This is a genomic window from Streptomyces beijiangensis, assembly GCF_017315755.1.
Classification (GTDB): domain Bacteria; phylum Actinomycetota; class Actinomycetes; order Streptomycetales; family Streptomycetaceae; genus Streptomyces; species Streptomyces beijiangensis.
Genome location: NZ_JAFLRJ010000094.1, coordinates 27,798 through 41,991 on the forward strand (window position 1 = coordinate 27,798; position 14,194 = coordinate 41,991).

General features: G+C 71.6%; 14 protein-coding genes and 1 tRNA gene. 2 read left to right on the plus strand and 13 right to left on the minus strand.

Annotated features, from left to right (window positions below):
• Position 1 precedes the first annotated feature (1 nt).
• The 6 genes from J0695_RS10490 to selD all read right to left on the minus strand — a co-directional run bounded on the left by J0695_RS10490 (position 2) and on the right by selD (position 8,120).
• Entirely contained in the window at positions 2–2,077 is a 2,076-nt protein-coding gene (locus tag J0695_RS10490) for a PTS fructose transporter subunit IIABC (RefSeq protein ID WP_206961630.1), read from the minus strand.
• On the minus strand, positions 2,074–3,027 hold the full coding sequence (pfkB, locus tag J0695_RS10495; protein WP_206961631.1) for a 1-phosphofructokinase: 954 nt from the start codon (positions 3,025–3,027) through the stop codon (positions 2,074–2,076). The genes J0695_RS10490 and pfkB overlap by 4 nt, the downstream gene beginning before the upstream one ends.
• Positions 3,024–3,785: a DeoR/GlpR family DNA-binding transcription regulator gene (locus J0695_RS10500; RefSeq protein ID WP_206961632.1), complete on the minus strand. Its 762-nt coding sequence runs from the start codon at positions 3,783–3,785 to the stop codon at positions 3,024–3,026. Before J0695_RS10500 ends, pfkB begins: the two co-directional genes overlap by 4 nt.
• A 155-nt stretch (positions 3,786–3,940) precedes the next feature.
• Positions 3,941–5,734 (minus strand): selenocysteine-specific translation elongation factor, encoded by a 1,794-nt coding sequence (gene selB / locus J0695_RS45385; protein ID WP_206961633.1) that lies wholly within the window; start codon positions 5,732–5,734, stop codon positions 3,941–3,943.
• A gap of 7 nt (positions 5,735–5,741) precedes the next feature.
• Complete coding sequence (gene selA / locus J0695_RS10510; RefSeq protein ID WP_206961634.1) at positions 5,742–7,100, minus strand: L-seryl-tRNA(Sec) selenium transferase; 1,359 nt, start codon at positions 7,098–7,100, stop codon at positions 5,742–5,744.
• Between the two features lie 3 nt (positions 7,101–7,103).
• Positions 7,104–8,120, minus strand: coding sequence for a selenide, water dikinase SelD (gene selD / locus J0695_RS10515; RefSeq protein ID WP_242552470.1), 1,017 nt, complete (start codon positions 8,118–8,120; stop codon positions 7,104–7,106).
• A gap of 93 nt (positions 8,121–8,213) precedes the next feature.
• On the opposite strand from selD, the gene J0695_RS10520 reads away from it, so the two are divergent.
• Positions 8,214–8,306, plus strand: a tRNA-Sec gene (locus tag J0695_RS10520).
• A gap of 59 nt (positions 8,307–8,365) precedes the next feature.
• On the opposite strand, the gene J0695_RS10525 is transcribed toward J0695_RS10520, so the two are convergent.
• The 7 genes from J0695_RS10525 to J0695_RS10555 all read right to left on the minus strand — a co-directional run bounded on the left by J0695_RS10525 (position 8,366) and on the right by J0695_RS10555 (position 13,141).
• Positions 8,366–8,650 (minus strand): hypothetical protein, encoded by a 285-nt coding sequence (locus tag J0695_RS10525; RefSeq protein ID WP_206961636.1) that lies wholly within the window; start codon positions 8,648–8,650, stop codon positions 8,366–8,368.
• The gene (locus tag J0695_RS10530) at positions 8,647–9,129 is read right to left on the minus strand and encodes a hypothetical protein (protein ID WP_206961637.1); all 483 of its coding nucleotides are present in this window, start codon (positions 9,127–9,129) and stop codon (positions 8,647–8,649) included. The genes J0695_RS10525 and J0695_RS10530 overlap by 4 nt, the downstream gene beginning before the upstream one ends.
• The gene (locus tag J0695_RS10535) at positions 9,126–9,704 is read right to left on the minus strand and encodes a hypothetical protein (protein ID WP_206961638.1); all 579 of its coding nucleotides are present in this window, start codon (positions 9,702–9,704) and stop codon (positions 9,126–9,128) included. Before J0695_RS10535 ends, J0695_RS10530 begins: the two co-directional genes overlap by 4 nt.
• Before the next feature lie 128 nt (positions 9,705–9,832).
• Positions 9,833–10,165: a hypothetical protein gene (locus J0695_RS10540; RefSeq protein WP_206961639.1), complete on the minus strand. Its 333-nt coding sequence runs from the start codon at positions 10,163–10,165 to the stop codon at positions 9,833–9,835.
• 104 nt (positions 10,166–10,269) lie between these two features.
• Positions 10,270–10,815: a hypothetical protein gene (locus tag J0695_RS10545; protein ID WP_206961640.1), complete on the minus strand. Its 546-nt coding sequence runs from the start codon at positions 10,813–10,815 to the stop codon at positions 10,270–10,272.
• Positions 10,815–11,465: a MauE/DoxX family redox-associated membrane protein gene (locus J0695_RS10550; protein ID WP_206961641.1), complete on the minus strand. Its 651-nt coding sequence runs from the start codon at positions 11,463–11,465 to the stop codon at positions 10,815–10,817. Before J0695_RS10550 ends, J0695_RS10545 begins: the two co-directional genes overlap by 1 nt.
• Before the next feature lie 167 nt (positions 11,466–11,632).
• The gene (locus tag J0695_RS10555; RefSeq protein WP_206961642.1) at positions 11,633–13,141 is read right to left on the minus strand and encodes an MFS transporter; all 1,509 of its coding nucleotides are present in this window, start codon (positions 13,139–13,141) and stop codon (positions 11,633–11,635) included.
• Positions 13,142–13,203: 62 nt separating this feature from the next.
• On the opposite strand from J0695_RS10555, the gene J0695_RS10560 reads away from it, so the two are divergent.
• Positions 13,204–14,178 (plus strand): helix-turn-helix transcriptional regulator, encoded by a 975-nt coding sequence (locus J0695_RS10560; RefSeq protein WP_206961643.1) that lies wholly within the window; start codon positions 13,204–13,206, stop codon positions 14,176–14,178.
• Positions 14,179–14,194: the final 16 nt, after the last annotated feature.

Below are 14,194 nucleotides of genomic sequence, written 5' to 3' on the forward strand. Positions count from 1 at the left end.
GTCAGGCGGCCACCGGCACCTTGGCCTCCTCCTCGGAGGGGGCCAGGGTGGCCGCCGTACCGACCTGCTTGCGCATCCCCTTGAGGAGGATCACCAGTGCGGCCGAGACCGCCGTACCGGCCACGATCGCGAGCAGGTACAGGAACGGGTTCCCGATCAGCGGCACCACGAAGATGCCGCCGTGCGGAGCGCGCAGAGTGCAGCCGAAGGCCATCGACAGCGCACCGGTCACCGCTCCGCCCGCCATACAGGCCGGGATCACCCGCAGCGGGTCGCCCGCGGCGAAGGGGATCGCGCCCTCGGTGATGAACGAGGCGCCGAGCACCCAGGCCGCCTTGCCGTTCTCCCGCTCGGTCTTGGTGAAGAGCCGTCCGCGGACGGTCGTCGCCAGGGCCATCGCGAGCGGCGGCACCATACCGGCGGCCATCGTCGCGGCCATCACCTTGAGCGAGCCGTCGGTCGGATTGGCGAGACCGCCGACCGCGAAGGCGTACGCGACCTTGTTGAGCGGGCCGCCGAGGTCGAAGCACATCATCAGGCCCAGGATCACGCCGAGGATGATCGCGTTGGCGCCGGAGAGGCCGTTGAGCCAGTCGGTCAGGGCGCCTTGGAGCTTGGCGATGGGTTTGCCCACGACCAGGAACATCAGGAAGCCGACCACCGCCGTGGAGATCAGTGGGATCACCACGACCGGCATGACACCGCGCAGGGGCGCCGGGATCTTGACTCTCTGGATGGCCATGACGATCGCACCCGCCATGAGGCCGGCGACCAGGCCGCCGAGGAAACCCGCGTTGATCGCGACGGCGATCGAGCCGCCCACGAAGCCGGGTACCAGACCTGGCCGGTCGGCCATTCCGTACGCGATATAGCCCGCGAGGACCGGTACCAGGAAGGCGAAGGCGAGTCCGCCGACCTGGAAGAGGAGCGCCGCCCAGCTGGTGGTGTCCGTCCAGATGAAGTGCTCCATCACGGAGGGGGCCTTGTCGACCTTGTAGCCGCCGATGGCGAAGCCGAGCGCGATGAGGAGGCCGCCCGCGGCGACGAACGGGACCATGTAACTGATCCCGGACATCAGCCACTTGCGGAGCATGGTGCCGTAGCCGTCGTCGCCCTCGCCCGCCGATTCCACGGGGGACGGCTTGCCGGGCTCGGTGATCTCGCCGCGGTCCGCCTTGCCGCGAGCCTCTGCGATGAGCTCGGCCGGGCGGTTGATGCCGGCCTTCACGCCGACGTCGACGGTGGGCTTTCCGGCGAAGCGGTCCTTCTCGCGGACCGGGACGTCGTGGGCGAAGATCACGGCGTCTGCGGCGGCGATCGTGGCGGGGGCCAGGCGGGTGAAGCCGGACGATCCCTGGGTTTCCACGGTGAGTTCCACGCCTGCTTCGCGGCCTGCGTTTTCGAGGGACTCGGCTGCCATGTAGGTGTGGGCGATGCCTGTGGGGCAGGAGGTTACGGCGACGATGCGGAAGGGTGCGGCCGCGTCGGGGGTTTCGGGGGCTCCGCCCCCGGGCCCCCGCTCCTCAATCGCCGGAGGGGCTTGATTTTGCCCGGCGTGGGCTTGAGTTGGCTCGGCTTGAGTGGGGTTGTCTTGAGTGGGGTTGTCTTGAGTGGGGTTGGCTTGAGTTGACTCGTCGCCTCTGATCAGTGCTGTTGCCTGCGTCGCGTCCGTCGCGTTTCGCAGCGCCGTGGTGAACTCCTCGTTCATCAACTGGCGGGCCAGTGACGAGAGGATCGTCAGGTGTGCGTCGTCCGCTCCCGCCGGGGCCGCGATCAGGAAGATCAGGTCCGCCGGGCCGTCCGGGGCGCCGAAGTCGATGCCGTTCGCGCTGCGGCCGAAGGCCAGCGTCGGCTCCGTGACATGCGCGCTGCGGCAGTGCGGGATCCCGATGCCGCCGTCCAGGCCTGTCGGCATCTGGGCCTCGCGTGCCGCGACGTCCGCGAGGAAGCCGTCCAGGTCGGTGACTCTGCCGAGCGCGACCATGCGCTCGGCCAGTGAACGGGCCGCCTCCTGCTTGGTTCCGGCGGTCGCGTCCAGGTCGAGGTCGACCAGGGCAGCAGTGATCATCTCGCTCATCGGGGGCTCCCTTGCTCCGTCAGTACGCGGTCCAGCGGGACCTCCGCGGTCACGATGACCGCTGCCAGGTCCAGGTCTTGGGGGGTCGGCATCACGCTGCCGGGGAGTTGCACGGCCGCGGCCCCGTGGGCGACGGCCGACCGCAGGGCGTCCGGGCCCGTACCGCCTGCCGCCAGGAACCCGGCCAGCGAGGCGTCGCCCGCGCCGACGTTGCTCCGTACGGTCTCGACGGGGGCCCAGGCGAAGTACGTACCCGAGTCGGAGACCAGCAGCTGGCCGTCCGCCCCGAGGCTGGCCAGGACGGCCGCCGCACCCGACTCCCGCAGCTCCTGCGCCGCCTTGACCGCGTCGCCGATCGTGGCGAGGGGGCGGCCCACGGCCTGGGCCAGTTCGTCGGCGTTGGGTTTGACGACGTCGGGGCGTTCTCGGAGCGCCGCGAGAAGCGAGGGGCCCGAGGTGTCGAGGGCGATACGGACGCCCGCGCCATGGGCCCTGGCCACCAGTTCGGCGTACCACTCGGGCGCGAGACCCGGCGGGAGGCTGCCGCAGCAGGCGATCCAGTCGGCGGCGGTGGAGTGGGTGCGGATGGCGGAGAGCAGCAACTCGGACTCTGCCGCAGTGAGTTCGGGGCCGGCCGCGTTGATCTTGGTGAGAGTGCCGTCAGGTTCGGCGATCGAGATGTTCGAGCGGGTGTCGCCTGCCACCGGGACCGGGGCCACCACGATGCCCTCGGCGGCGAGCAGTTCGGCGACGAGGGCGCCGGGGGCGCCGCCCAGCGGGAGGACCGCGACCGAGCGGTGGCCCGCGGCGGCCACGGCGCGCGAGACGTTGACGCCCTTGCCGCCCGGGTCCATGCGGTCGCCGGTGGCGCGCAGCACCTCGCCGCGCCCCAGGGCCGGGACCTCGTAGGTGCGGTCCAGGGACGGGTTGGGGGTGACGGTGAGGATCATGCGCGTACGACCTCCGTGCCGGCCGCCTCGATGGCGGCGGCGTCTTCGGGGCTGAGGCTGGTGTCGGTGATGAGCAGGTCGACCTGGCTGAGGTCGCCGAAGCGGGCGAAGTGCTCCTGGCCGTGCTTGGCGGAGTCGGCGAGGAGCACGACCCTGCGGGCGGCGGCGATGACGGCCCGCTTGACGGCGGCTTCGGCGAGGTCGGGGGTGGTGAGGCCGTGGGCGGGCGAGAAGCCGTTGGCGCCGATGAAGACGACATCGGCGCGGATCTCGCTGTACGCACGGAGCGCCCAGGCGTCGACGGCGGCGCGGGTCCGGTTCCTGACGCGTCCGCCGACCAGGTGGAGGTCGATGCCAGGGTGGTCGGCGAGGCGCGCGGCGACGGGGAGGGCGTGGGTCACGACGGTGAGGTCGCACTCCAGGGGGAAGACGTTCGCCAGGCGGGCGACGGTGGATCCCGCGTCGAGGATGACGCTGCCCTCGGCGGGGAGTTCGGCGACGGCGGCCTGCGCGATGCGGTCCTTCTCGTCGGCGGCGGTCGACTCGCGCTCGGCGAGGTCCGGCTCGAAGTCGAGGCGGCCTGCGGGGATGGCGCCGCCGTGGACCCTGCGGAGGAGGCCCGCGCGATCGAGGGCCTTGAGGTCGCGGCGGATGGTCTCGGCGGTGACCTGGAACTGGTCCGCGAGGGAGAGGACGTCTACGCGTCCGCCCTCGCGGGCCAGGCGCAGGATCTCCTGGTGGCGCTCCGTTGCGTACATGTGGATTTACGTCCGTTCAATGCCCGAACCCGTTGCTTTAGCGCCAGATTACGGCTGCGATTCCAGAAAGTAAACACAGATGGGCACGTTCGGGCGTACTCGGGAATATTCGGGCCGTTGGTCCCGGCACGGGAGGGCACTCCGCCCACCGGGCGTCAGAGGGTCGCGTCGCCGCCCTTGACCAGGTGCCTGAGGCCGTCGGGCGTGGAGCGGGTGTGCCCCAGCCGGTCAAGGAGTTCGAAGAAGGGTACGGCTACCCGTCGGGACGTGCCGAGCGTCTGGCGGCCCGTGCTGAGGCTGAACGGCTGGGGCAGCGGTGCCAGCCTGGCCAGCGCGAGAGGCACCGCGTCGGGGTGCAGGTACACGCCCTGCTCGACGCGGAACAGCAGCCCGCGGTCGACGGCCGCGCGCAGGTGCGGGGTGGTGAGGCCGAGCTCCGCGAGCTCCGGCTGCCCAGGTGCGGCGAACGGATCGCCGCGCAGCCGCGCACAGAGGGCGTCGATCGCGTCCTGTGCCCGGTCGGACAGCTGGGGACGTACGTCCGCCTCGCGGATTCCGGATCCGTCCCGCACCAGGCCGAGCCCGTCCGCCGCCGCGTCGAGCAGCGCGGTGCCGGGGAAGCCGGTCAGACGCAGTGCGGTCTCCCTCGGCAGGGCCGGGGTGAGCGGATGGGCGGCGGCCTGCTCCCGTACGGCCGCCGCAAGCTGATCCCTGCCGTGGCGCCACCACGCCGCGTCGACGATCCATCCGGCGACCTCCTCGCTGCCCGCCGGCGCCGCCGAGCCGGGGGCCAGGTGGCCGGACGAGGTCAGCGCCTCCCGGCGTACAGCACCGCGCCTGGCGATCTCCGCGGCCGCGTCGGGGCGGTCGGGACGGCCGGCGAGATCGATGTGGCGCCGGGCGGCGGCGCCCCTGCGCGCGAGCGGCGGCGGATCGGTGTCCAGCACGACGAGCCCCGCGGCGATCATGCGCTGCCCCGGGTCGCGCAGCAGCGTCCGCTCCCCCACGTCGAGGGGCAGATCGCGCTCCGCCCTGATACGCGCGGTGCCGTCGCCGAGCCTGCGCACCCGTACGGGCACGGCCGCCGAACCCGCGTGCAGGATCAGCTCGTTCGACCGGCAGTCGGCGAGCCAGTCGACGCGTGCGTCGAACTCCCGCGCGCCCGCCCACAGTCCGGGCGCGACCAGGGCGTCTCCCCTGCGGACCTCGTCGCGGTCGAGCCCGCGCAGGTTCACGGCGACGCGGGCGACGGCCTCGGCCCGGTTCACGCTCTCGCCGAGGCTCTGCAGCTGCTTCACCCTGACCGGGCGGCGGCTTGACCAGAGGAGCAGTTCGTCGCCCCGTACGAGACTGCCCGCGCCCAGCGTCCCCGTCACGACCGTGCCTGCGCCGCGCACCGTGAAGACGCGGTCGATCCACAGCCGGGTGCGCGGGGTCGGGGCGGGTTTCGGCAACCGTGCCGCCAGTCTGCCGAGCGCCAGGCGGAGTTCGGGCAGGCCCGCGCCGGTGGGTGCGCTGGTGACGACGGCCTCCAGGCCGGACAGCGGGGTGCCCGCCAGCCGGTCCCTGGCCTCCTCGACCGCGAGGTCGCCGTCGCCGAGATCGGCGCGCGTGATGACGAGGACACCGTCGCCGACGCCGAAGGCGCGCAGGGCGTCCACGTGTTCCTGCGTCTGTCTGCTCCAGCCCTCGTCGGCGGCGACCACCAGGAGTACGGCCGGTACGGGTCCGACACCCGCCAGCATGTTGGGGACGAACCGCTGGTGACCGGGCACGTCCACGAAGGCGACGGTCTCGCCGGTGGGCAGCGTGGTCCACGCGTACCCGAGGTCGATGGTCATGCCGCGCCGCTTCTCCTCGGCCCAGCGGTCCGGCTCCATGCCGGTCAGTGCCCGTACGAGGGTCGACTTCCCGTGGTCGACGTGTCCCGCGGTGGCCACGACGTGCACGGCGTCGTCACCCGCCCGCGAGGGCGATGAGCCCCACGCTCAGGGCCGCGGCGACCGTCGCCGCGAGGACGTCGCCGTCCCGCTCCTCGGGCACGCAGCGCAGATCGAGCAGCAGCGCGCCCTGGGCGGTGCGGCCCACGACGGCGGGCCGGCCCCGGCGCAGCGGCGCGGCGAGCGCCTCGCAGACGCGTACGGCGAAACCCGGCAGGGCGACCCCGGGGGCGCCGCCGCCGCCGACGGCGCCCTCGTGCGGTGTCACGGCGGCGTCGAGCCCCCGTGCGGTGAGCGCGGCGGCGAGTACCGCACTGCGTTCCCGCAGCCGCTCGGGGTCGATGTGCACGGCCCTGCGCACCGGCGGCTCGGGTCCGCGCAGGGTCGCCTCCAGGGCGGCGAGGGTGAGCTTGTCGACGCGCAGGGCGCGGGCGAGCGGGTGGCGGCGGAGCCGGTCGATCAGCTCCTGGGTGCCGAGGAGGAGCCCCGCCTGGGGTCCGCCGAGGAGTTTGTCGGCACTGGCGGTGACGAGGGCGGCACCCTGGCGGAGCCAGGTGGCGGCGTCGGGTTCCGCGGGCAGCAGCGGGTCGGGGCGCAGCAGACCCGAGCCGATGTCGGCCACCACGGGCACGCCGAGCGTGGCCAGTTCGGCGACGGGCACCTCGGAAGTGAAGCCCTCGACACGGAAGTTGGAGGGATGGATCTTGAGTATGAAGGCGGTGTCGGGGCCCACGGCGGCCCGGTAGTCGCCGAGGTGGGTCCTGTTGGTCGTCCCCACCTCGCGGAGTCGCGCGCCGGTGCTGACCAGGAGGTCGGGCAGCCGGAAACCGTCGCCTATCTCGATGAGTTCACCCCGGCCGACCACGATCTCCTTGCCCTGCGCCAGCGCCGTGGCCACCAGGACGAGCGCGGCGGCGCCGTTGTTCACGAGATGGGCGTCCCCGGCGTCGGGCACGGCGGCGCGCAGGGCGTCGAGCACTCCCCGGCCGCGCCGGTCGCGCCGGCCGGTGTCGGTGTCGTACTCGAAGTCGACATATCCGGCGGCGATGTCCACCGCCGCGCGCGCCTGCGCGGAGAGCGGGGCGCGGCCCAGGTTGGTGTGGATGACGACCCCGGTCGCGTTCAGCACGGGGCGCAGGGTGGTCGCGTGGTCGGGCAGCAGGCCGACGGCCACGTCACCGATCCGCTCCGGCATCACCTCGGCGGCCCTGACCATGTCCTGGGCCCTGCGCACCGCCTGTTTGACGAGTACGGGACCGAGCCGCACGGCCGCCTCGGCGAGGCGCGGGTCGGCCAGGACGGTGTCGGTGCGCGGCACCCGCCGGTACGGGGTGACGGGTGCGGATGGCTGGGGTGCGGATGGTTCGGGTGCCATGGGTCAGCCCACGGTCACGAAGTGGTCGCCGAGCGGGGCGAGATGGCCGATGACGGGGGCGCCGGGGATCTCGCCCGCGACCAGCAGGCCGCCGGAAGTCTGGGCGTCCGCGAGCAGCAGCTGCTCGTTCTCGGACACCCCTGCACCGAATCGGGTGTGCGGCCCGGCCCAGGCGAGGTTGCGGCGGGTGCCGCCGCTGACGAAGCCGTCCCGTACGGCCTCGCGGGCACCCCCGAGATAGGGGACGGCCGCCGGGTCGATCACGGCGGTGACACCGCTCGCCCGCGCGAGTTTGCAGAGGTGGCCGAGGAGGCCGAATCCGGTGACGTCGGTGGCGCAGACGGCGCCCTGGTCGAGGGCGGCGCGCGACGCGGCGGCGTTGAGGGTGGTCATGGCCGCGATGGCCTCGGGGAAGCGCTCGCCGGTCGCCTTGTGGCGGGTGTTGAGCACGCCGAGACCGAGCGGCTTCGTCAGCGACAGCGGTACGCCGGGGCGGCCCGCGTCGTTGCGCAGCAGCCGCTCCGGGTCCGCGTGCCCGGTGACGGCGAGGCCGTACTTCGGTTCTGCGTCGTCGATGCTGTGGCCGCCCGCGAGGTGGCAGCCGGCCTCGGCGGCTATGCGGGCGCCGCCGCGCAGGACTTCGGCGGCCAGCTCCATCGGCAGGGTCTCGCGCGGCCAGGCGAGGAGGTTGACGGCCATGATGGGCGTCCCGCCCATCGCGTACACGTCGGAGAGCGCGTTGGCCGCGGCGATGCGGCCCCAGTCGTACGCGTCGTCGACGACCGGGCCGAAGAAGTCGGTGGTCATGACGAGGGTGGTGCCGCCGGCCGTGGTGACCACGGCCGCGTCGTCGCCGTTCTCGGTCCCCACCAGCAGGTCGCCCACGGGCAGCCGCCCGGGCGCCCGGGTGTCCGACGAGGCCATGACGGCCTCCAGTTCGCCCGGCGGGATCTTGCAGGCGCAGCCGCCGCCGCGTGCGTACTGGGTGAGTCGGACCGTTGCCGTGGAAGTGGCGTCCAAAGCGGTTCCCCTGCCCTCGTGCTTCATGTCCGCGCCGGAACCGTGCTGGTCAAGTGCCTGGCGGTGCGGAGAAGTTGGCTTATCGTAATGGGCGGAGGCGTCAGGGTTCCTGGTGGGCCTCCCCGCCTTCAAAGCGGGTGGGGCGGAGTATCTCCGTCCGGCGGGTTCGATTCCCGTCCGCCTCCGTCGAGAGCCGGCGTACGGTCCGCGACACCTCGGTGTCGCGGACCGTACGCCGGTTTCTGCTAGGCCAGGAGCGTGCCCAGGCCTCTCGCCGTGGGAACGACCTTCACGGAGTCGCCCTCGCCGAAGACGCTGACGGGCTCACTGGTGTGGCGCAGTCCGCCCTTGGAGACCATCGCCACGGCCGGGTCGATCGACAGGCTGACGCCCGCCGTCGTGCGGTGGACGGCGAAGACCTCCTGCGGGCTGCCGTCGGACGCGACGCCGAGCGCCACGTATACGAGATGGGTGCCGTCCGCCTGGTCCTTGACGAACGCCACCCCCCTGTCGGTGGGAGTACGGGTCATGGTGTGTGCCCCTTCCGGGCCGATGTGGGTGTGTCGGGTGTGCTGGTTGCGTCGGGTGTGCTGGTTGCGTCGGGTGCGTCGGCCGCCGGCTCGGGCTCCCGCTCATGGAGCGGGTCGACATCGGTGACCGTCGCTTCGAACAGCACGTTCTTCCAGTCGCCCCCGTAAGGGAAAAGGCCACTGGTGGTACGGATCCCCAGCTTGTGCGGCACGCGGGAGGCGAGGATGTGGCTCTGCACCTCACCCATCGCGTACATGCTCTCCAGCGTCCGCCAGAGCGTGATGCTGAGGATCGTGCGGTGTTTCCACAGCACGACCGGTGCGGCGCCGACGAAACCTCCGGCGACGCGCCGGACCTCTCTCTTGATGCGCATGTGCATGAGCAGCACGACGACCATGTTCAGCACCGTGCGGCACTCGAACCGGGTGAGGGCGATGTGCCCTCGCGGATCCCGGGCCTTGGTGTATTCACTGTTCATCGCCAGGCCGTCCAGACGGTGTAGGCACCCACGAGCACAAGGCCGAGACCGGCCGTGCGCCGCATCCACGGGAACCACGGCTGTACGCGGTCCCCGAACCGGGTGAGCGAAACGGAGAACCAGGTGACACTGCGCACCGAGACGGCAGCCACCCCCGCAAGCGCCATGCCGACCAGCAGCAGGGACGACGACGCGGGATGCAGCAGCAGCGCTGCCACGAGCACACCCCAGGTCAGCGAGGTGGACTTCTGGGTGGTGAACAGCAGCCCCAGATCGAAGCCCCAGGTCAGACCGAGCATGCCCGGAGGCATGGTCCGCACGTGCTCCTGAGGCACCTGGCGCCAGATGTGCGGCGTGCGGTTCGCCATGTCGGCGAAGCCGAACACCACGACGGCGATCCCCGTCAGGGACTCCCGCCACGGGGCGCCGAGGATCAGGCCGAGGCCTTCCCCCAGCACGTACACGGCCAGCGACATGAGACCGGCGGCGATGGCCTCTCCGGCCAGCAGGCCGACGAGGAACCTCGTACCGCGGGATCTGCTCCGCTTCAGCATCGGGCCGGCGACCCCGGCCATGGACTCACCTCAAGGACTGAAGACTTGCAGGACCGCCGCAACACCGGCGATCACGAGCCACGTCACCATCCGGTGTCGACTCCTTCTGTTCCGGGCCGGGGACGTGGACCGCCCTCAGGCCGTCCGGGTCAGTTGTACTGGCACTCGAACGCGGACTTGGCGTTGCCGGGCGTCTCGCAGCAACTGCAGTGCAGATACGCGCTCATCGCACAGCCCCACAGGTAGGACAGGTGCGCACGGCAGTACGTCATGGTCGTGTAGCCCGCGCTGCCGGGCTTGTTGGCGAGGTTGCAACAGTTGTCGCTGTCCGCCGCCGCGGGAGCCGCGGAGGCGAATATTCCGGCGGCGGCCATCAGGCCGCTCGCCCCTACGCCGCCGAGGACTCTGCGGCGGCCGAGCCGGATTTGCGGACCGTCCGAGCCGTCCGACTTGGCCGATTTCGAGAGAAGCGGAAAACGCATGCCGGTACTCCTTCTGTTCGTCGTTCGGATCCGTGACGGATGCCGCGGACCACAGCAGGGAGCGCCTTCGCGCGTCGGAGCGCGTCCGAGCGCGTCCGAGCGCGTCAGACGACAGCTCGGGCGCCGCCGGTCAGGCCGACCTCACGCAGCAGTTCCTCGACGGAGGTGAAGAGGTGGCCGCCGGTCAGGACGCCGTCGTCGAAGACGAGCGCGGTGGGGCTCTGGGTGACGGAGAAGCTGCCGGCGACCCAGGCGCCGCGCACATCGACGTGGTGCGGAAGGTCCGTGAGGCCGTGCCGCAGGACGAACTCGTCCCCGTCGGCCTGTTCGGCGCAGGAGATCGCGATACCGACGGAGCCCTTCACACCGGCGAGGGCGCCCTCGGAGAGCTGCCCGGCGACCTTGGCGCAGCTCGCGCAGATGGTGCTGAGGACCAGTACGACGCTGCGGGAGCCGGTGCCGAGCACCGCGAGGGACTCGGGCCACTCGTCGACCACCGCGCCGAGGCGGTACTCCTCCAGCGGGGAGACCCCGGCCGGGGCAGCGGCGGGCGCGGCGGCCGTCCGGGTCGCGAGTTCGCCCATCATCGCGAACAGGACGACGACGGCTGCCGTCAGGAGGAGCAGTGCGCATGCCAGAACGATCGTCATCAGGCCGAGCCCCATCGCCGAAGGAACGTGCGGTATGCCGTCTGCGCGGCGGTCCGGTGCGTGGCCAGGAGCCAGCTGCTGGAGACGGCGGAGGTGAGTACGGCCGTCGTGGCCGTGGAGCCGGCGCCGGCGGCGTCAGGACCGAGCAGGCCGGCGACCGCGACGGCGACGAACAGCAGGCCGCTGACGATGTTGGCCGTGCCGAGCGGCTTGCTCTCGGCGATGCCGAAGCAGCCGCACGGGCGGTCGCTGCCCCGGAGTTTGCCTGCCGTGCCCATGCCGGCGAACAGCACTCCGAGGACTCCGGTGATGACGTAACCGACGACCCGGGTGCCAGGAACGACCAGCAGCGCCACGGTCGCCAGCTCCAGGACTGCGACCAGCCTGACGGCGGCGTCCGAGGGGCGCGGCCGGCCGCCCAGGAGTTCCTGCACCGCGGAGGCGGCGACACCGGGACTGGCGGCTTTCGCCGCGGCCGCCCGGAGGAATACGGCAGCCACCCCGGCATTCACGATGATCATGGTCACGTCAACCGTCGACACCACATCCCCCTGTTCACACCGCACGGTCAGGGCGGTGCGGAATTCCGCGAAAAGGAACTCCCCGAGCTCACTGCCGAGCATCATGCCCACGGACTTCAGGAGCGTCAAGAAGGCCCAACAGCCCCATGCGTTACGGAATTTGAGGGTCCGGTAGCGCGGCCTTCGGCCGCGTTGTCGTCAATCGCCGGACGGGCTTGAAATGCCCACCTGGGCAAATCAAGCCCGTCCGGCGATTGAGGACCGGGGGTCCGGGGGTGGATCCCCCAGGGCGGGGGTCAGTGCGACAGCACCGGCTCCTTCACCGGCTCCGCGTCGGCCACCGTCTCCGCGCCCAGCTTCGGCCGCTTCGGCAGCGCGAACATCACCACGAAGATGACGGCGAGCACCGCCACCACCCACCACAGCGAATCCATGAAGGCGTTGACGAAGGCCGGACCGATCTGCGTCGGCAGCAGGTTGTCGCTCATGGAGCCGAAGAAGACCACCGACACCAGACCAAGACCCAGCGCATTGCCCATCTGCTGCACCGTGTTGATCAGGCCCGACGCCGAACCCGAGTGCCCCTTCGGGACTTCGGAGAGCACCGCGTCCGTCAGCGGGGCCACGATCAGACCCATGCCCGCGCCCATGACCACCAGCGGGAGCGCCATCTGCCAGGGGGCGATCGTCGCGCCGTAGCGGTCCGCCTCCCAGATGTAGATCAGCAGTCCCGCGATCATCAGCAGCGCGCCCGCCTGGAGCACCTTCCTGCCGAAGCGCGGGACCAGCAGCTGCACCGACATGCCCGCCGCCGCCGAGACCGCGATCGAGAACGGGATGCCCGTCGTGCCCGCCTTCAGCGCGCTCCAGCCAAGACCCATCTGCATGTACAGCGTCCAGACCAGGAAGAAGATGCCGAGCGCGATACCGAAGGTCGTCTGCACCGCGATGCCCGCAGCGAAGCTCTTCACCTTGAAGAGGGAGAGTTCGATGAGCGGGGAGCCGTCGCGGGCCGCCTTCCTCTTCTCGTACGCCACCAGGCCCGCGAAGACCGCGATGCTGCCGACCATCGAGGCGTAACCCCACAGCGGCCAGTCCAGCTCACGCCCCCGCGTGAGCGGGTAGAGCAGCATCAGCAGGCCGACGATGACGAGCACCACGCCCATCAGGTCCAGCTTCAGCGCCTTCGGGGCCTTCGACTCGCTGATGAACTTGCGGCCGAGCAGCAGGCCCGCGATGCCGAACGGCAGGTTGATGAGGAAGATCGGGCGCCACTCCAGGCCTGCGATGTTCCACTCGGTGAGCAGCGCGCCGAGCAGCGGGCCCGTCACCGCGCCGAGGCCGACGATCGCACCGAAGAGGCCGAAGACCTTGCCGCGCTCCTCGGCGGGGAACGTCGCGTGCACGATCGACAGGACCTGCGGCACCATCATCGCCGCCATACCGCCCTGCAGGATGCGCGAGGCGACCAGCATCTCCGGGTTCGCGGCGAAACCGCAGAGTGCGGAGGCCAGCGTGAATCCCGCTATGCCCAGCAGGAAGAGCTTCTTGCGGCCGTAGATGTCGCCGAGCCGGCCGCCGGTGATCAGTCCGGCGGCGAACGCGAGGGCATAACCCGCGGTGATCCACTGGATCTGGCTGAAGGTCGCGCCGGTGTCCTTCTGGATCGACGGGATCGCGATGTTCACGATCGTCACGTCGACCAGGTCCATGAAGGCCGCGGTCATCACGATGGCGAGCGCGAACCACCTGCGGCGGTCCGATGCCACCGCCGCTGCGGGTGCGGATGCTGGTGTTGAGGTCATGCATTCAAGGTAAAGGTCGTGTAGGACAGTACATGTCCTAGTGAGGCGGCATCCTGGGATCCATGACGGACACTCCGGCACGGCTGCTGCAGCTCCTCTCCCTTCTTCAGACTCCGCGCGAATGGCCCGGCGGCGTGCTCGCCGAGCGGCTCGAAGTGAGCCGGCGGACAGTACGGCGCGACATCGACCGGCTGCGGGATCTCGGTTATCCCGTGCAGGCGACGATGGGCTCGGAGGGCGGGTACCGGCTGGTCGCGGGCAAGGCCATGCCGCCGCTCGTACTGGACGACGAGGAGGCCGTCGCCATCGCGGTAGGGCTGCGGGCCGGTGCCGGGCACGCGGTCGAGGGGATCGAGGAGGCGTCGGTACGGGCGCTGGCCAAGCTGGAGCAGGTGCTGCCGGGGCGGCTTCGCCACCGCGTTGCCACGCTCCAGGCCGCGACCATCCCGCTGACCAGCGGGGACGGCGCGACCATCGCCCCGGAGACGCTGACCGTGCTGGCGGGGGCCGCCACCGGGCAGGAGCGGCTGCGGTTCGGGTACCGGTCGGGGGACGGGACGCGGAGCAAGCGGCTCGTCGAGCCGTACCGCCTGGTGTCGACCGGGCGGCGCTGGTATCTCGTCGCGTACGACATCGACCGCGAGGACTGGCGGACCTTCCGCGTCGACCGGGTCGACGAGCCCTTCGCGACCGGCGCGCGGTTCGTCCCGCGAGAGCTGCCGACCGGGAACGCCGCCGAATATCTGCGCCACTCGCTCTCCAGGCACCAGGACTCCATCGCGCTGGACGTCACCTTCGAGGCGCCGGCCGCCTTCGTGGCGGCCAGGATGCCCCGCGGGCTCGCCGCTCCCGAGCCGCTGGGCGAGAACCGCTGCCGGCTGCGGGCGGAGGCGGCGGACTCGCTGGAGTGGCTGGCGGTACGGCTCGCGCTGGTGGACGCCGAGTTCACCGTGCACGAGCCGCCGCAGCTGGTGGACTACCTGGCCGAACTGGGCTCCCGCCTGGCCAGGGCGACCAGCGCCGCGGGAGCCGTCTGACGGCAGGGGCCCCCGA